We start from the raw sequence: 15,946 nt of genomic DNA on the forward strand, positions 1-15,946 counted from the left end.
GCGGCCGCGCGCCTCAGGCCGCCCGGTGGACGAACGGCAGGAGGGACTCGGCCGTCAGCGGCTGCGCGGGCGGCGGCGTCAGCCGGGCCTCGGGGCACGGCGCGGGGCTGCCGGCCCGGGCCCGTGCGAGGTCCGGCGTCCCCTCGAAGCCCAGCTGGGCCCAGATCTCACCGGCGAGACGGGGCACCAGGGGCGCGCCGAGCAGGGCCAGGCCGAGCAGCCACGCTCCACGGTCCTCGGGCGCGGAACCAGGGCCCCGACGCATCCAGTCGGCGAGCGCGGTGACCGCCGCGGTGAGGTCCGTGTGGAAGGGGCTGAGCCCGGTGTGCTGGGCGTCGACGGCGTCGAGCACGGCGGGGGTGCACGCCACGGCGGCGCCCGCCGACCGCACCCGGTCGGCCGCGGGCAGCAGCACGCTCCGCTGCCAGTCGCGCAGCCGCACCACGTCGTCGACCAGACCGTCCAGGGTGACGTCGGCGGTGCCGTGGTCCAGCGGGGCGTGGAGCAGGTGGAAGCGCAGCTCGTCCGCCGTGACGGAGCCACTGCCGAGCAGCTCGCCCAGCCAGATGCCGTGGCCCTTGCTGGTGGAGCACTTCTGGCCCTCGAAGTGCAGCATGCCGGTGACGACGGCCGCGTCGAACGGCTTGAGGGCGCCGCCCGAACCCTGGGCGATGACGTGCGGGGACACGAAGCCCGGACGGGAGTTGTCGCTGCCGAACACACCGATCGTGGTGACGCCGCTGCCGGCGGCGAACGGGTTGGCGCCGGCGCCGGTCAGCCGGCGGTGCACCTCGCCGCAGTACACGCTGTACAGGTAGTAGCTGTTCGCGATGACCTTGCCCGGCGGGAGCGCACGGCTCCTGATGCCCCAGGTGCCCTGGCCGGTGAGGTTGACCCGCCCCGCGCTGGCGTCGAGGTAGCGGCGCACGGTGTCGAGGAACTGCGGGCGCACCCCGGCCCGTTCGTGGTGCCGGGTGATGGCGTCCGGATCGCCCGGGTACGTGAACCAGTTCTCCTCGTCCCGCCACTCCAGTGTGGAGTCGTCGAGCCGCGAGCGCGGGTTGACGACCTCCTCGGGCTGGAAGAACTGGCCGCAGAACGTGCAGGTCGCGCCGCCGCACGGCTGGCCGCAGTGCGGGCAGTCGCCGGCGATCCAGGTGCCGACGACGGCCCGCCCGGTCTGTTCGGAGAACGGGATCCGCTCGCTCTCGGCGCGTGCCGCGCCGGTGGAGCGGAGCAGTTCGAGGGTGTCCTCGTGAACGGCCAGGTAGCCGTCGTGGTGCTCGGCCGAGGTCGGGTCGATCCACGCGTCGAGGCCGATGGACAGGCCGTCCAGGTCCTCCTTGATGCCGGCGTGGTAACGGGCGACGGTCTCCTCGGGGGTGCGCCCGTCCGCCCGGGCCGCGGCGGTGACCCAGTCCTCGAACCCGTCGCTGCCGCTGATGACGGACACGTCGTGGCCGCGGCTGCGCAGCGCACGGGCGAGGACGTCGGCGCGCAGATACGTTCCGGCGCCGTGGCCGATATGCATGCGACCGTTGGGGGTGGGTTGCATCGGCACGATGAGGACGGTCTGACTGACGTGCACGGGGGGCCTTTCGAGTACGGAAGGGAAGCGGACGGGGGGCGGGTCAGGGAGCGGGGTCCGGCCCCGGCGGCGTGATCTCACAGGCCGCCCGGAACCAGTCGACGGCCTCGGCGAGGACCGCCCCCGCCGCGGCGCGGTCCTCGCCGGCGACGACCACCGACGCGATTCGCGCGCTGCTGTGCTCGGCGACCCCGAGGAACGTGCCCACCGGCACGTTGAGGCGGTACTGGTCCACCCCGGCCACGTCGCAGGTGCCCTCGGCGGGAGCCGCCGTCAGGGTTCCCGGACTGCCGGGGAACAGGGCGAAGCCGGCGGTCCGTTCGGGCCGGTCCACCGGCGGGCGGTGGACGCTGTCGTCGCCGACGGCCTGGATGTACTCGCGGACCAGGTCGACGCCCGTCGCGAGCCGGATCGTCTCGTAGATCTTGCCGCCCCCGACCCGGGAGGCGATCTCGTTGAGCAGGAGCGTGCCGTCCGCGGTGCGGAAGACCTCCGCGTGGAACGTGAGCGTGGGCCAGACCGACAGGGCGCGCACCGCGCGGAGGGTCAGGTCGCGCAGCGGCCCGGTCAGCGGGTCGTGCGCGTCGAGCGTGGTGCTGGTGAACACGGTGCCGTCGCGGTAGGTGAGGGCGGAGGTGCAGGCGGACGGCCACACCAGGACCGTGGTGCCCGCGACGATCAGCCCGTCGATGTGGAACAGCTCGTGCTCGACGTACGCCTCCGCCAGCAGCGCGGCCCCGTCGTCGTCCCCGAGCGCGGTGTGGCCCGCGGCGTAGGCCGCCAGCTCCTCCGCGTCACGCAGCACTTCCACGCCCGTCGAACCGGCGCCGCGCCGCGGCTTCACCACGAACGGGTAGCCGTGCTCGGCGGCGAACGCGTACAGGTCGGTGACGTGCGCGACGGGCGCGAAGGGCGCCGTGCCGACGCCGGCCGCGGTGAGGACCTCCTTCATGCGGAGCTTGTCGCGGAACGCCTCCGCCTCGGCCGTGCCCTGGCCGCCGATGCCCATCGCCTCCCGCAGGCGGGCCGCCCGCAGCAGGTCGTACTCGTTCATGGCGATGACCGCGTCGAAGCCGTGGCGCCGGTGCAGGTCGAGCGCGGTGGTCTCGATGGCCGCGTTCGCGTGGAAGCGGTCGAAGGTGACCACCTCCCGGTAGCCGGACAGCTCCGCCCGCGCCCGGTCGGGGTCGGTGCTGATCGCGCCGGTGGACGTGACGAGGACGACCTCGTGCCCGGCGCCGAGCCACTGGGCGTAGGGGGTGGTGGCGAGGTTGGAGCGGTTCAGGACGAGGATCTTCACGCGGCCGTCTCCTCGGGAGCCGCGGTCTCCATGCGGAACGCCGCCTCGACGTCCCGTACGAGAGCGGCCACGTCGCGGTCGGCCGACGTCCGGGCGAAGACCAGGCCGCTGACGGTGGAGGAGTCCATGAGCCCGCCGACCGTGTCGCCCGCCTTCAGCCGCATGTCGACCTCGACGACGCCGGGGATCGCGGTGAAGTCCTCCGCCGCGCTGATCGCCGTCACGGTGCCGCGCACGGCCGGGAACAGCATCTCGACGAGCAGGCCCGGGTCCGCGGCACCGGTGTCCGCGGCACCCGGGGCGGCCGCGGCGGCCGGGACCTCGTAGGCCTCCCCGAAGCTGCTCGCGATGTACGCGTCCCAGCTGTCGAACCCGCTGTCGAGCTGGAGCATGCGGCGGATGCCGCCGCCGCCCGGACGGCACGCGATCTCCCCGGCGAGGATGCCGTCGGCGGTCTCCAGCGCCTCGAAGTGGGTCACCCCGTCGCGCAGGCCCACCGCGCGCACAGCCCGTTCGTGCAGCTCGCGGACCGCGGCCGCCTCCGCGGAGTCCTGGTCCAGCAGGTGGGAGCCGAAGACACCGCCCTCCCCGTACGCGAGGACGGGCTTGAGGTAGCGCGACACCCGTACGTACGTCACCTCGCCGTCGGTGACCAGCCCGTCGCAGTGGTACTCGTGGAGGACGTCCAGGTACTGCTCGACCACGACCGGGAAGGCCTTCTCGGAGGTGGTGGCCGGATGGGCCAGCCGGTCGAGGTACGCCCGCACGGCGGGCGTCGCGAGTTCGGCGGCGGAGCGGATGACCTCGGTCGCGTCGGCGCCGGCACCGATGACCGGCTTGACGATGGCCGGGTAGCCGGTTTCCCGGAGCGCGGCGGCGAGCTCTGCCGCGTCGGCCGCGACGGCGTGCCGTGCGGTGGGCAGCCCGGCCTCCCGGAACCGCTGCTTCATGGCCTGCTTGTCGGTGCAGTTGACCACCGTGTCGAACGACGGCCCCGGCAGCCCGAGACGGCTGCGCAGGTGGGCGGCCGTCTGGGAGGCGCGCTCCGAGAGCGCCAGCACGTGGGTGAACTCCCCGAGCTCCCAAGCAGCGGTGACGGCGGCGGTGGCGGCTTCGGGGTCGTTGAGGTCGTCGACGAGGGCGAGTTCGGTGCCCTCCGGGTACTGGTCGACGAACCGGGGCTCGGTGACGAACAGGATGCGCAGGTCGCCCCGTTCGGCGAGCTGCCGGGCCTGCCTGGTGTTGCCGGTGTTGGTGACGATGACGTGCTTCACGGGTTCACGAGCTCCTGTCGGAACGGGGAAAGGGGGGACCGCCCGGTACGGGCCTGTCGGAGTGGGATCGGCCGGCCAGCCCCAGGACCTCCGGCAGTGCGCCGATCCGGGGGCCGGCCCAGGGGTGGTCCTCGCCGAGGTCGAGCAGCACCGCGGTCATCCCGGCCTTCGACGCGCCGTCCAGTTCGTCGTCGTGGCCGTCCCCGACGTAGAGGCACGCACCGGCCTCCACGCCCAGTCGGCGGGCGGCGAGCAGGAAGATCTCCGGATCCGGCTTCATGAGCCCGGCTTCCGCCGAGAGCACGGACACGTCGATCAGCGGCCCCAGATCCGAGGCGTCGAGCATCTCCCGGACGTCGGAGCTGCAGTTCGACACCAGCCCGATCGGGAAGCCCAGGGCCTTCAGCCTGGTCAGCGTCTCGACGGCGCCGTCGGCGGGCCGGGCGAAGCCCCGGCCGTGGACGGCCCGGCGCACCCGCATGGCCTCGGCCTGTCGGGCGTCGTCCCACGGAGCGCGGAGGTCCTCGCGGAGGTCCTCGCGCAGACCGTCGAGGTAGGCGCCCAGGGGGCCGGTCTCGCGCCGCACCCGGGTCCGCGCCCACGGCCCGGCGAGTTCCTCCGGCCGCCGGCCCAGGGCCCGCGCCGTCTCGGTGAAGGCCTGCCGCTTCACGTCGTCGGGCAGCGGGACGAGCGTCTTCCACAGGTCGAAGACGACCGCGCGCACGGGTCCCCGGCCGCCGGGGGCCGTGGCGCTCATCGTCCGCCGTCCTCTGCACGGGCCGCGGCCGCGTCCGCCGGCCACACCCGTACGGCCGGAGCGGCCCAGTCCGAGTTGTCGACGATGACCTCCGCGTGCAAGCCCGGCGGGTGCTCGGCCAGGTACGCCCGCTGCGCCGGCAGGTACTTCGTGTGGTACTTGCCCATGACCTCCTCGCCCTGCGAGGGAACGTCCCGCGACCGGCCGCGGGCCAGTACGACGTCCTCGGCGACGTCGAGGTACACGAACAGGTCGATCAGGTCCCGGATTTCGGCGCGGAACAGGAAGACCCCCTCGACCAGCACGATCGTCTCCGGCCCGACCTCGTACGTCCGGGTCAGCGTGTACGTGTCGGTGGGAAGGTCCAGCAGGGTCAGCTCCGCCGACAGCCGGCCGTCCTCCCGTACGGGCCGCAGCAGCTCCCCGGCGGCCCGGTCGAAGTCGATGCTGTGGTGGTAGTACGCCTCGGCCTCCGGCAGGTCGGAGCGGTAGCGGATGGCGCGCGGCCGGTGGAAGTCGTCGATCCGGACGAGCTGGTGGGGGGCGCCCCGGCGCTCGAACTCGGCGGCCAGCGCGGTGGCCAGCTGCGACTTGCCGGAGGTGTCCATGCCGGTCAACCCGGCCACCAGCGGCCGGCCCGGCTGCTTGCGGCCATGGAGCAGATCGGCCAGCTCCTCGACGAGTTGCTGCTGCGTGCGGACGCGGGGCCCGGCGGCCGCCGTCGTCGTCTCGGTGGTCATACGGCGCTCTCCTGGAGGACGGACGGGGACGGGGAAGGGGGCTGCGACGCTTCGAGCCGGGCGAGGAGCCGGCCGGCGAGCCTGCCGTAGAGCCCGCTGCCGTAGACCGCGTGGTCGCGCAGTGCGTACGGCGTCGGCTCGACCCGGAGTACCGACAGCGCGGGAACGGGCCGGCCGGCGATCAGCGCCGTGCCGTCGTCCGTGTGCGCGAACCGCTCCGGCGAGCCGCTGGGGCGGGCGGGCCGGCCGTCGATCAGCACGTCGGGCGCGTGGCCGTGGTAGCCGAGGGCCTGGACCACCAGAGCGGCGTCGTCGAGCAGGTCGGCGGCCTCCGCGAGCCGGCCCGTGCGGACCAGCCGGGCGCCCGGGATCCGGCCGTCCCACAGTGCGCAGTACAGGTCCCGCGACTCGTGCCGCAGCCCCGAGTCGCGGAAGACGATGCCCGTCGCGGGGCACACGTCGGTGGCCGGATCGGGGGCCCGTTCCCGGCCCTCCACGTGGTCCCGCCGCGCCTCGGCGAGGCCGGGGTGGACGAGCCGTGCCGCACTGCGCTGGAGCACGTCGACGGCGGGGGGCCGGTAGCCGGGGTCGGTCGCGCGGATCTCGTCGAACAGCTCCAGCAGGACGCGGAGCACGGACATGGCACTGTGCGACGCGCCGGCGACGACGATCCGGCGGCCGTCCTCGCCGGGCCGTCCGAGGGCCGCCAGCTCCCGGCGCAGCCCGTCCCGCCCGCTGCGGCTGATGATCTGCGCGGACCGGCGCACCTTCGCCCGCCAGGGCGCGAGTTCGGGGTGCGGCCGCTCGGTCCGCCCCGTGGCGATGACCGCGTTCCGGGTCCGGACGGTCCGCCCGTCCGAGAGGCGGACCAGCACGGCCGAGCCCTCCTCGACGACGTCGAGCGCGGTCACCTCCGTGCCCAGGGCGAGCCGGCCGGGCCCCAGGGCCGCGGCCACCGCCGTACCGACCCGGCCCAGCGCCGTCGCCAGGTGCGCCATGGGAACCGGTGCGTCGGCGCCGGCGACCCGGGCGACCAGCGGATCGTCCCTCAGCGCGGCGAAGGGACCGCGGGCCGAGAGCTCCTTGAGGAAGCGGGAGCCGATCGAGGTGCTGGTGATCGCGTAGTCCGCGAAGCCGCCGGGACCGAAGGCCGTTCCGCGCTCGAACACGGCGACCCCGTGGGCGAGGAGTTCGGGGGCGGAGGCGAGGAAGGTGGTGGCGCGGAACCCGCCGCCCACCAGGACGAGGCCGGGTTCCATCACGCGTGCTCCGTCAGCAGCGCGTCGAAGCGGTCGCAGATCAGCTCGGCCTCGGCCAGGGTCAGCGTGAGCGGCGGCCGGATCTTGAGCACGTTGCCGTTGCCGTAGCGCGAGGTGCGCAGGATCAGTCCGTGGTCCATCGCCCTGTCCGCGAGGTGGTTGGTCAGGGCGGTGTCGGGGGTGCCGTCCGCGTCGGCGATCTCGATGCCGATCATCAGGCCCACGCCGCGGACGTCGGAGATCACGCGGTGGCGCTTCTTCATCTCCTCCAGCCGGCCCATGATCAGGTCGCCGGTGGCGCGGACGTTCGCCAGGAACAGCGGGTCGTCGATCACGTCGAGCGTCGCCAGGGCGGCGGAGGCGGCCAGCAGGTTGGAGCCGTAGGTGAAGGAGTGGTCGTTGGTGGGCAGGCCCGCCATCTCGTCGCTCGCGATGATCGCGGCCACCTGCGCGCCGGAACCGCCGAGGCCCTTGGCTACCGTCATCGCGTCCGGCTCGACGCCGAAGTGCTCGGCGGCGAACATGCGCCCCGTGCGGCCGATGCCGGTCTGGATCTCGTCGAAGATCAGCTTGATGCCGTGGGCGTCGCACAGCTCGCGCAGCTTGGTGAAGTAGCCGTCCGGCGGGACGATGTTGCCGCCGTTGCCGGAGATGGGCTCCACGAGGACGGCGGCGACGCTGCCGCTGCTCGCGAACTCCAGGAAGTCGTTGATGCGGTCCACGCACATCATGCGGCAGCTGCCGGCCTGCTGGCCGTAGAAGCAGCGGTGGCAGTACGGGTCCGGCACCTGCATGCCGCCCGGGTAGAGCTGGGCGAACGGCGCCCGGCGGAAGGCGTTCCCGGACAGGCTGGCCATCATCATGGTCTGGCCGACGTGGCTACGGAACAGCGTCACGACGTCGCGCTTGCCCGTGGCCCGCTGCGCCATCTTGATCGCGCCCTCGTTGGCGACCGATCCGCCGGACACCTTGAGGTGGGTCTTGGTGAGGCGCTTGGGGGCGAGGTCGGCCAGGCGCTTGGAGAGCCGGTTGATGGGCTCCGTCTGGAAGCTCGACGTGACGTGGATCAGCTCGTCGGCCTGGTCCTTGATCGCCTTGATGACGGCCGGGTGGCGGTAGCCGAGGCTGAGGTTGAACGTCGCGGAGGCGCAGTCGATGTATCCGCGGCCCTCGGAGTCGTACAGGTACACCCCTTCGCCGGTGACCATGCGCTGGTCGCTGACGGGGTAGTAGACGGCCTCGGGCGAGGTCTCGCCGGAGACGACGGCCGCCATCACGGGGTCCGGGACTGCTCCGGGCACGAGGTCACCGGGGGAAGCGAGGATGGACATGGGTGTGCCCTTCTGGGGAGGTTTCTGGTGGTGCGCGTGTGAGGTGCGCGGGCGATGAGGGGGTGCAGACGCGTGGAGTCCGGCACATGGGCGGCACGGCGCGCCCGTCCGCCGCGGCCACCGGACGCGGCGGTGGCAGGAGCGGGCAGCGCCGTCAGCCGGCCGCGCCGCCGATGCCCGCGGGCAGCGGGGTGCGGTCGTCCCGGCCGGTGCGCCGCTGCCCGAGATGGGAGGCGAGCGCCTCCCAGAGCCGGGCGTGCGACTCCGCGAGCCGGGCGACGGCGTCCAGCCGGTGCGCCGGAACGTGCGCGGCGATGCCCTCGATCCCGTCCGCGAGGACGCAGGAGACGTCGAGGGCACGCAGCAGCGCGCGGCCGCTCTCGGTGAGCCGCAGGGAGGGGTCCTGGGTCAAGGACGCCAGTACAGGGCGCAGCGCGGTGGCGGCCGTCGGCGGTACGGGCGTCGCGGGTACGGGCGTCGCGGGTACGGGCGTCGCGGATACGGGCGTCCCACCGGTCCGGGGGGACGGCACCAGGCCGGTCCGCCCGGACCGGGCCCCGGAGCCGCGGCGGGGTACGGGATCCTCGCCGCGGCGCCTGCGTTCGCGTACGTCGGCCACGGTGGCCGGTGACAGTCCGGCCGCGCGGGCGACCTGCCGCAGGGAGGCGTGCGGGTCGTCGTTGAGCAGTCCGTCGGCGAGTTGCCGGCGGGCCGCGGAGTCGAGGGGCCGGGCCCGGCCGTCGAGGCCGAGCCGTCGTCCGTGCGGTGCGGTGGCGGCTCCGCTCTCCCGCCGGAGCGCTGCGACGCGCTTGCCCGGCAGTCCCGTGAGAGCGGCCAGCGCCCGGTCGGACCAGTCGGGCTGGACGCGGAGCGCGTGCCGGGCCGCGGCGGCGCGGTCCGCCGCGGGCGGAACCATGCCGTGCGCGACGTCGACCAGCACCGACAGCATGTCGCCGTCTTCCTCCGTGCCGTCGAAGAGGCGGGCCCGGATATGCGTGTGGCCGCGGAGCGCGGCGGCGCGGGCCCGGCACACGCCGTCGATGACGAGCATCGTCGAGCGGTGCGCGAGGACCGGCGCGAGGTCCTCCCCGGAGGCGGCGAGCGTCCGTGCGTACCGCTCGTCCTCCTCGGCATTGCGCGGCGCGTGCGCCGTGTGGAGGTCCCGCAGCGGGACGGGCTCCACGGTCGAGTCGGGGGACAGCCGGTCGAGGAACACCATGAGCCGGCGGGTCCCGGCGCCCCGGTGCGGGGCGCGACTGCCGGACCCGGGCTCCGTCACAGGGCGACGGGCGGCTTGATCCCCTGCCAGCCGGAGTCGTGCGGGCAGCCGAAGCCGGGGGTGGAGCAGTTCGTACCGGGCTGCACGGTGAATACCGGGGTGCGGGGGTGCTCGGGGGTGACGGTGCCGGCGCTCGCGGTGCCGGCACCGATCAGCACGGCGGTGGCCGCGATCAGCGACATGGCCAGGGCCTTGGTCTTCTTCATGTTCATGCTCCGTTCCTCGGTTGTTCTCCTTGGCGATCACGAGTCTGCCCGGGCGCGAGGGCCAGGAGAAGGGAGATCCGGAGGGTCAAAACGGCCATGTCCGCCCTAGGCCACGGGCGGTTCGGAAAGCGGAACGTCCTCCCAGGCAGCCGTCCATCCCCCCAGCTCCGGTCGGGCGGCGACCGCGGCCTGCCACGCCCGCTCGCAAGCGGAAGCAGCGGCCTGCTGCGTGGCGGCGACGACGTAGATGCCGAGGACGGGTCGTGTCCCCGGTTCGGCGCGCTGGACGACGTGTTCGACGCCCCGCACCCCGGCCGCGGCGGAGGCGGACCTGACGGCGGTGGCGGTGTCGGTGGGGAAGGGGCCGCTGCCGCCGGGGCGCGGGGTCAGCGATGAGCAGATGAGGAACATGGTTTAGACCATGCGGGTTTCGGGCTCCCATGGCCAGGGGTCGCAGTTGGCCACTTCCCGACGCTCCGGCCCGGGCCGGGCCGCTCGGGCACGGCCCGGAGCCATAGAATGCGGCGTCGATCATCCGTATACCGGACGAGATCGCCGCAGGCCGGAGCACTGGATCCCGGCGCGGCACCCGCTCGCACCACCCACCCTGCACCACCGGCACCACCCGCACCACTCGCACCACAAAGGAACGTTCATGCTTGGTCCACTCGGCCTCAGCGCCGCAGCCGAAGCGGTCTACCGGGAGTTGCTGGCCCACCCGCTGTACGGAGTGGCCGAGCTCTCCGGACAGCTGCAACTGTCCGAGGACGCCGTGCGCGACGCCCTCGACCAGCTCTTCGAGCTGGCCCTGATCCGCACGTCGTCGGCGGACGAGTCCCCGATGCGCGCCATCAGCCCCGACCTCGGGCTCATGAAACTCCTCGCGCGCCGCCAGGCCGAGCTGGCCGAGCAGCAGCAACGCGTCGAGCAGAGCCGCGCGGCGACAGCCGAGCTGATCGCCCAGTACGCACAGCACGACACCATGTCGATGGGCGCCGGGATCCGCTACCTCCGCGGCATCGACGCCATCCGCGACCACCTGGAGGCCCTCAACGACAACGTCAAGGAGGAGTTCCTCACCTTCGCCCCCGGCGGACCCCAGACGCCCGCCAACATGGAGGCCTCCCGCCCGCTCAACCGCCGCCTCCTCTCCCGCGGCATCACGATGCGCACCGTCTACCTGGACAGCATCCGCCGCGACGCCCCCACCGCCGGCCACGCGGCCTGGCTCACCGAGCAGGGAGCACACATCCGCACCGTGCCGACCCTGCCCAACCGCATGATCATCATCGATCGGCGCTCGGCCCTGATCGCCTCCGACTCCGGCAGCACCGCCGACGGCGCGCTGGCCATCACGGACCCGGGCGTGATCTCCCTGATGTGCCGCCTCTTCGACCTCGTGTGGGACTCCGCCGAACCCTTCGGCGCCGCACCGCAGCGCTCCTCCGGCGAACTGACGCGCCAGCAGACCGAAGTCGTGCGCCTGATGGCCGAGGGCCGCACCGACGAGTCGATCGCCAACAGCATGGGCATCTCCACCCGCACCGCCCGCCGGCTGACCACCGGCCTGCTCACCCACCTCGGCGCCCGCAGCCGTTTCCAGGCCGGCGTCCGCGCCGTACAACTGGGCTACCTCCCGACCCGCCCCTGACCCCCACCCCGAACACGTCGTGGTCCGTCGAAACGTGACGGTACTCCCGCTCCCGCCACGAGGCGGCCTGGTCCGCGGCGTTGTCAGTGCCGGGCAGCATGATGACCTTCATGACCGAAAACAGTGCCCTGCTGCTCTCCCCTGCCGCCTACGCGGAAGCCGTGACCACTGCCGTGGCGGCGTCGGCCGCGTACTACGGCGACGGGACCACCCCGCTCGGTGACGACGAGTACGACGGGCTGCTGCGCGCCATCGCGGCCTACGAGGAGGCCCACCCGGAGGAGGTGCTGGCCGAGTCGCCGACCGGGAAGGTGGCGGGCGGGGCCGTCCAGGGAGACGTTCCGCACTCGGTGCCGATGCTCTCCCTCGACAACGTCTTCGACGCCGACGAGCTCGCCGAGTGGGCCGCCGGGCTGGAACGGCGCCTGGGGCACCCGGTGGCCGGATGGTGCGTGGAGCCGAAACTCGACGGCCTCGCGGTGGCCGCCCGCTACCGGGCCGGCCGGCTCGTCCAGCTCCTCACCCGCGGTGACGGACTGGCCGGCGAGGACATCACCCACGCCGCCGGCGCCGTCCTCGGTCTGCCCCCGGCCCTCACCGAGCCGGTCGACGCCGAGGTGCGCGGTGAGGTGCTGCTGACGACCTCTCAGTTCGAGGAGGCCAACCGGATCCGGCTCGCCCACGAGGCCACGCCCTTCGCGCACCCGCGCAGCGGAGCGGCCGGCACCCTGCGGGCCAAGGACCGCCCCTACCGGGTCGAGCTGACCTTCTTCGCCTACGGCGCGATCGGCCTGGACGACGATCTCGGCCACCTCGCCCTGCTGGAGCGGCTGGCCGCCCTCGGCGCGAACACGGCCGCCACCACGGCCGCCGCCCCGACGCGCTGCGAGACCCTGGAGCAAGTACAGGAACGCATCGACACCATCGCCGGCCTGCGCGCCGAGCTGCCGTTCGGGATCGACGGCGTCGTCGTCAAGGCCGACAGGGCGCAGGACCAGCGGCAGGCCGGCAACGGTTCACGCGCCCCCAGATGGGCGGTGGCCCGGAAACTGGCGGCCGAGCACAAGGTGACACGCCTGCTGGCGGTGGAGTGGAACGTCGGCCGGACCGGAATCATCGCCCCCCGCGCCGTCCTGGAACCCGTGGTCATCGACGGCGTGACCGTCACCTACGCAACCCTCCACAACCCCTCCGACATCACCCGCCGCGGACTCATGATCGGCGATCAGGTGTTCGTCTACCGGGCGGGCGACGTCATCCCCCGCGTCGAAGCACCACTGACCGACCAGCGCACCGGCACCGAAACCCCGATCGCCTTCCCCGAAACCTGCCCCCGCTGCGGCGACGCCATCGACACCACCGAGCAGCGCTGGCGCTGCGTGCGCGGCCGCAACTGCCAGGCCGTCGGCTCCGTGATCTACGCGGCGGGCCGCGACCAGCTCGACATCGAAGGCCTCGGCGCCACCCGCGCCATCCAACTGGTCGAGGCCGGCCTGGTGACCGACATCGCCGACCTCTTCACCCTCACCCACGACCAGCTCCTCGGCTTGGAGCGGATGGGCGAGACCAGCGCCGCCAACCTCCTCACCGCGATCGAGACCGCCCGCGGCGCCGCGTTGAACCGAGTGTTCTGCGCCCTCGGCGTGCGCGGCACCGGACGCACGATGTCCCGCCGGATCGCCGCGCACTTCGGCTCGATGGCCGCGATCCGGGCGGCCGACGCGGAGACGCTGGCCACGGTCGACGGCATCGGCAGCGAGAAGGCGCGCGTCATCGCGGCCGAACTTGTCGAACTCGCCCCGCTCCTCGACAGACTCCAGGCCCAGCAGGTGGGCACGCAGGTCACCGAACCGCAGCACCGGCCCACGACCGACGCGACCGACGACGGCCAGGCCCCGGAAGGCGGCCCGCTGGCCGGACAGGCCGTCGTGGTCACCGGCTCCATGACCGGCCCCCTCGCGGAGCTGTCCCGCAACGAGATGAACGAGCTGATCGAGCGGGCCGGCGGCAAGGCGTCGTCGTCCGTCTCCAAGCGCACCACCCTCCTGGTGGCGGGCGAGAAGGCAGGCTCCAAGCGCACGAAGGCCGAGGAACTGGGCATCCGCATCCTCGACCCCGAGGAATTCGCCACCCTCGTCGCCGACGTCCTCGCCTCCTGACCGTCGCGTGTCCGAGATCCTCCGTGTGCACGGATCCTCGACCACCACCAGCCACCCGATCGCGCCCGCACGGGGAGGCTCCCTCCGTCAGCCGTCGACGGCATCCAGCCGGCACACGGTGCTGCGGAGACTGCGCTCAGGGCGCGGGAGGGCTGCCGGGGAGTGTGGGGAGGGTCGCGACGATGGTTTTGCCGCCTCGGTGGAAGCGTACGAAGGCGCCGGGCGCGAGGGTCTGCACCACGCGCCATCCAAAGCCGCCGGGTGTGTGCGGGGAGGGTGCCGGCGGGTGGGGCTGGAGAGGGGAGCGGTCGGACACCTCGACGGTGACCTGGCCGGCCTGGACGGTGACCCGGAAGCCGGTCAGGCCTCCTCCGTGCCGCAGCGCGTTGGAGACGAGTTCGCTCACCACCACCAGCACGTCGGTGATCAGGACGGGGGGTACGTCGTGTTCGGTCAGGACACGCCGGGCGGCCTCCCGCGCCTGCGCACAGCTCATCGAGGCCGGGAGACCCGTCCTGCCGAGTCGAGGCCTCATGGGATGCGACTGCCCCGAGTCCTGCGAGAGATTCCGGCTGTCTGCCATGGGCGTCTCAGCGGGCCTGCTCGGTGGTGTCGCGCAGGTCGAACAGAGCGAGCACGCCGGTCATCTCCATCAGCCGGTGCAGCTGGGGCGGCAGTGGGCCCTGAAGCGCCAAGGGGCGGGTGTTGCGGAGCCGGACGAGGGCGTTGAGGAAGCTGGAGTCGGCGAACGACACCTGGGCGACGTCGAGCACCAGGAGATCGGCCGGGGCGTCCTCGTCGTCGCAGGCCTCCACCAGCAGGCTGATGGTGTCCATGTCGAATGCGCCGGAACAGACCACCATCCGCACACCGTCGACATCGGTCTTCACCGTCACCTTGGGCGCGATCACCAGGCCTCCCGAGTACGCGTGGATCTGCACGGTGACCGTACGGCATGCCCCGCACCCGCCGCAGCCCCACCCCCCGGATGAGCGGGTCAGACCCCGGCGCGCACGGTGAACAGGGGGCGCGTGCCGGTCAGGTCCAGCAGGCGCAGCGCCTGATCGGGCAGGCCGATCAGTTCCAGCGTTCCCTCGGCGAGGCTGACGCGGCGGCGGAGGGTGAGGAGGACGTTGAGGCCGCAGGAGTCGACGAACGTGACGGCCGACAGGTCCAGGGTGAGCCTCTGACCGGGCAGGTCGAGGGAGTCGGCGGCCTCGGCCAGGTGCGGTGCGGTGTCCATGTCGAGGTCACCGGCCACGGCTACGACCGTTCGGCCGGGCTGCACGCTGACGTCGAGGTCGAGGGTGTTGGACATGCGTGGACCGCCCCGTTTCGGGATCGGAGCCCATTACGGTCGGCTCCCCGTGTTCGGGGCGGAGAAGGCCGTCAAGCGCGCGGCATACGGACCGCACACAGCCGAGCGAGACCACCCGCGCCCTTCCACCGGCCACCGTCGGATCGGTCGGTAGCGCGGGGTCTCTCACCAGACCAGGCTGGTAACCCTTCGAGCGTGTCACGACCCCGCCCCAAACGCCAGACGCGCCGGCGCCAGCGCGACCGTGCCGATCACGGCCCAGGGCATCACCACCCTGACCTCCACCGCCACCGACCACGCGGGCAACACCTCCACCCGCAGACGATCACGTCCGCCTCGACAAGGCCGCACCATCGATCACCCTCACCCTCACCCTCACCCGCCCCGCGGCCACCACCTATCTGGTCGGCCAGCCGGTCACCGCCCTCTACTCCTGCACCGACGCCACCTCCGGCGTCGCCTCGTGCAACGGGCCGGCCGCCAACGGCGCGCCGGTCAACACCTCCCCCTTCGGCGCACACACCTTCACGGTGACCCCGAGTCAGGGTCAGGTCGTCGGCCCCACCACCCGGCCGTTCACCACCCCGTTCCGCTACGACGCGAGCCTCCGCTACACCCTGCGGTTCACCATCAGAGGGGCGGACACCACCACCCACCTGGGCCTGCTGCACGACACGACGGGCCACGCGCTTCGGCAAGATCGCCTGGCGCCCGGCGAGCGGATTCTCATGACCTGTCCTAGTTTGTCCAGCGACCGACTGTTTTCGGAAAGGGAGCGTGACGCCATGGCGGAGAAGGCCAAGGGAAAGATGGATCAGGCCAAGGGCAAGGCCAAGGAAGCCGCGGGCAAGGTGACCGGCAACGAGCGGATGAAGGCCGAGGGTAAGACGGACCAGCTCAAGGGCAAGGCCCGTGAGGCCGCCGGCAAGGCCGAAGAACAGGCCCGCGGCGCCAAGGACTCCCTGGGCGACCGCCGCCAGGAACCCTGAACCGGCCACGGATGTAGATCAACCAGGTCCTGGGGGGGGGGGTGTTCTCGAGAGAGCGGGGGGGTGGTTGGAGGGAGTGGCGGTTGGGTTGGTGT

At 73.0% G+C, this 15,946-nt stretch carries 16 protein-coding genes; 3 read left to right on the plus strand and 13 right to left on the minus strand.

What is annotated here, in order from left to right; all coding sequences use genetic code 11:
- Nucleotides 1–13: 13 nt before the first annotated feature.
- From ACZ5NJ_RS04945 to ACZ5NJ_RS04990, 10 genes are all read right to left on the minus strand, one after another.
- The gene (locus ACZ5NJ_RS04945; protein ID WP_468763157.1) at nucleotides 14–1,555 is read right to left on the minus strand and encodes a class I tRNA ligase family protein; all 1,542 of its coding nucleotides are present in this window, start codon (nucleotides 1,553–1,555) and stop codon (nucleotides 14–16) included.
- 76 nt (nucleotides 1,556–1,631) lie between these two features.
- Nucleotides 1,632–2,888, minus strand: a complete 1,257-nt coding sequence (locus ACZ5NJ_RS04950; protein WP_468762822.1) for an ATP-grasp domain-containing protein — start codon at nucleotides 2,886–2,888, stop codon at nucleotides 1,632–1,634.
- Nucleotides 2,885–4,162 carry an ATP-grasp domain-containing protein gene (locus ACZ5NJ_RS04955; RefSeq protein WP_468762825.1) on the minus strand — a complete coding sequence of 426 codons (1,278 nt, stop codon included), beginning with the start codon at nucleotides 4,160–4,162 and terminating at the stop codon, nucleotides 2,885–2,887. Before ACZ5NJ_RS04955 ends, ACZ5NJ_RS04950 begins: the two co-directional genes overlap by 4 nt.
- A gap of 4 nt (nucleotides 4,163–4,166) precedes the next feature.
- The gene (locus tag ACZ5NJ_RS04960; RefSeq protein ID WP_468762827.1) at nucleotides 4,167–4,919 is read right to left on the minus strand and encodes an HAD family hydrolase; all 753 of its coding nucleotides are present in this window, start codon (nucleotides 4,917–4,919) and stop codon (nucleotides 4,167–4,169) included.
- Nucleotides 4,916–5,659 carry a nucleoside/nucleotide kinase family protein gene (locus tag ACZ5NJ_RS04965; protein ID WP_468762829.1) on the minus strand — a complete coding sequence of 248 codons (744 nt, stop codon included), beginning with the start codon at nucleotides 5,657–5,659 and terminating at the stop codon, nucleotides 4,916–4,918. Before ACZ5NJ_RS04965 ends, ACZ5NJ_RS04960 begins: the two co-directional genes overlap by 4 nt.
- Nucleotides 5,656–6,921 (minus strand): hypothetical protein, encoded by a 1,266-nt coding sequence (locus ACZ5NJ_RS04970; RefSeq protein ID WP_468762831.1) that lies wholly within the window; start codon nucleotides 6,919–6,921, stop codon nucleotides 5,656–5,658. The genes ACZ5NJ_RS04965 and ACZ5NJ_RS04970 overlap by 4 nt, the downstream gene beginning before the upstream one ends.
- Nucleotides 6,918–8,249, minus strand: a complete 1,332-nt coding sequence (locus ACZ5NJ_RS04975; protein WP_468762834.1) for an aspartate aminotransferase family protein — start codon at nucleotides 8,247–8,249, stop codon at nucleotides 6,918–6,920. The genes ACZ5NJ_RS04970 and ACZ5NJ_RS04975 overlap by 4 nt, the downstream gene beginning before the upstream one ends.
- Before the next feature lie 154 nt (nucleotides 8,250–8,403).
- Nucleotides 8,404–9,468 carry a hypothetical protein gene (locus tag ACZ5NJ_RS04980; protein ID WP_468762836.1) on the minus strand — a complete coding sequence of 355 codons (1,065 nt, stop codon included), beginning with the start codon at nucleotides 9,466–9,468 and terminating at the stop codon, nucleotides 8,404–8,406.
- A gap of 56 nt (nucleotides 9,469–9,524) precedes the next feature.
- Entirely contained in the window at nucleotides 9,525–9,740 is a 216-nt protein-coding gene (locus ACZ5NJ_RS04985; protein ID WP_468762838.1) for a hypothetical protein, read from the minus strand.
- Between the two features lie 99 nt (nucleotides 9,741–9,839).
- Nucleotides 9,840–10,145 (minus strand): hypothetical protein, encoded by a 306-nt coding sequence (locus tag ACZ5NJ_RS04990; RefSeq protein ID WP_468762840.1) that lies wholly within the window; start codon nucleotides 10,143–10,145, stop codon nucleotides 9,840–9,842.
- A gap of 244 nt (nucleotides 10,146–10,389) precedes the next feature.
- Here ACZ5NJ_RS04990 and ACZ5NJ_RS04995 point away from each other — a divergent pair, with 244 nt between their 5' ends.
- A complete protein-coding gene (locus tag ACZ5NJ_RS04995; RefSeq protein ID WP_468762842.1) occupies nucleotides 10,390–11,385 on the plus strand; it encodes a helix-turn-helix transcriptional regulator in 996 nt (331 codons plus the stop codon).
- A gap of 101 nt (nucleotides 11,386–11,486) precedes the next feature.
- On the plus strand, nucleotides 11,487–13,544 hold the full coding sequence (gene ligA / locus ACZ5NJ_RS05000; RefSeq protein WP_468763159.1) for an NAD-dependent DNA ligase LigA: 2,058 nt from the start codon (nucleotides 11,487–11,489) through the stop codon (nucleotides 13,542–13,544).
- Nucleotides 13,545–13,680: 136 nt separating this feature from the next.
- Here the strand turns inward: ligA and ACZ5NJ_RS05005 are convergent, their stop codons facing one another.
- The 3 genes from ACZ5NJ_RS05005 to ACZ5NJ_RS05015 all read right to left on the minus strand — a co-directional run bounded on the left by ACZ5NJ_RS05005 (nucleotide 13,681) and on the right by ACZ5NJ_RS05015 (nucleotide 14,862).
- A complete protein-coding gene (locus tag ACZ5NJ_RS05005; protein WP_468762844.1) occupies nucleotides 13,681–14,040 on the minus strand; it encodes an ATP-binding protein in 360 nt (119 codons plus the stop codon).
- Between the two features lie 94 nt (nucleotides 14,041–14,134).
- On the minus strand, nucleotides 14,135–14,485 hold the full coding sequence (locus ACZ5NJ_RS05010; protein ID WP_468762846.1) for an STAS domain-containing protein: 351 nt from the start codon (nucleotides 14,483–14,485) through the stop codon (nucleotides 14,135–14,137).
- 56 nt (nucleotides 14,486–14,541) lie between these two features.
- Nucleotides 14,542–14,862 (minus strand): STAS domain-containing protein, encoded by a 321-nt coding sequence (locus ACZ5NJ_RS05015; protein ID WP_468762849.1) that lies wholly within the window; start codon nucleotides 14,860–14,862, stop codon nucleotides 14,542–14,544.
- Nucleotides 14,863–15,392: 530 nt separating this feature from the next.
- On the opposite strand from ACZ5NJ_RS05015, the gene ACZ5NJ_RS05020 reads away from it, so the two are divergent.
- Entirely contained in the window at nucleotides 15,393–15,851 is a 459-nt protein-coding gene (locus ACZ5NJ_RS05020; protein ID WP_468762851.1) for a CsbD family protein, read from the plus strand.
- The last annotated feature ends 95 nt before the right edge of the window (nucleotides 15,852–15,946 follow it).

The sequence above is a fragment of the Streptomyces sp. NPDC032091 genome, from assembly GCF_055580265.1.

What these genes read in the sequence shown, in the direction of transcription:
- ACZ5NJ_RS04985 (WP_468762838.1), bottom strand. Translation starts at nt 9,740, where the DNA reads ATGAACATGAAGAAGACCAAGGCCCTGGCCATGTCGCTGATCGCGGCC.
- ACZ5NJ_RS04995 (WP_468762842.1), top strand. Translation starts at nt 10,390, where the DNA reads ATGCTTGGTCCACTCGGCCTCAGCGCCGCAGCCGAAGCGGTCTACCGG.
- ACZ5NJ_RS05005 (WP_468762844.1), bottom strand. Translation starts at nt 14,040, where the DNA reads ATGAGCTGTGCGCAGGCGCGGGAGGCCGCCCGGCGTGTCCTGACCGAA.
- ACZ5NJ_RS04990 (WP_468762840.1), bottom strand. Translation starts at nt 10,145, where the DNA reads ATGTTCCTCATCTGCTCATCGCTGACCCCGCGCCCCGGCGGCAGCGGC.
- ACZ5NJ_RS04945 (WP_468763157.1), bottom strand. Translation starts at nt 1,555, where the DNA reads ATGCAACCCACCCCCAACGGTCGCATGCATATCGGCCACGGCGCCGGA.
- ligA (WP_468763159.1), top strand. Translation starts at nt 11,487, where the DNA reads ATGACCTTCATGACCGAAAACAGTGCCCTGCTGCTCTCCCCTGCCGCC.
- ACZ5NJ_RS04965 (WP_468762829.1), bottom strand. Translation starts at nt 5,659, where the DNA reads ATGACCACCGAGACGACGACGGCGGCCGCCGGGCCCCGCGTCCGCACG.
- ACZ5NJ_RS04960 (WP_468762827.1), bottom strand. Translation starts at nt 4,919, where the DNA reads ATGAGCGCCACGGCCCCCGGCGGCCGGGGACCCGTGCGCGCGGTCGTC.
- ACZ5NJ_RS04980 (WP_468762836.1), bottom strand. Translation starts at nt 9,468, where the DNA reads ATGGTGTTCCTCGACCGGCTGTCCCCCGACTCGACCGTGGAGCCCGTC.
- ACZ5NJ_RS04975 (WP_468762834.1), bottom strand. Translation starts at nt 8,249, where the DNA reads ATGTCCATCCTCGCTTCCCCCGGTGACCTCGTGCCCGGAGCAGTCCCG.
- ACZ5NJ_RS05015 (WP_468762849.1), bottom strand. Translation starts at nt 14,862, where the DNA reads ATGTCCAACACCCTCGACCTCGACGTCAGCGTGCAGCCCGGCCGAACG.